We start from the raw sequence: 204 nt of genomic DNA on the forward strand, positions 1-204 counted from the left end.
GCCCGCGACAGCGGGGCCCGTGGCCGCGTCGAGCGTCACGCCTCGCGCCCGGGCGATCTGGGCGGCCTCGGCGAGGACCTGCTCGCAGAGCTCGGCCGGCCGCATGGGGGCCCTCTCCGCCCCGCCGGACCCGCGCGAGGCCTCGATGAGCAGGCGCACGTAGCCGTCGAGCCTTTCGACACCGCCGGCTATGTCGCGCGCGGC

Annotated in this window: 1 protein-coding gene; it reads right to left on the minus strand. The window is 78.4% G+C overall.

The window, feature by feature from the left end; genetic code table 11:
• Nucleotides 1-204 (minus strand): hypothetical protein (locus DW823_RS09980; RefSeq protein ID WP_233543080.1); only part of this gene is annotated, 204 nt, incomplete at both ends.

Origin of the sequence: Collinsella sp. AM34-10, assembly GCF_003469185.1 — a bacterium.
Taxonomy (GTDB): Bacteria; Actinomycetota; Coriobacteriia; order Coriobacteriales; family Coriobacteriaceae; genus Collinsella.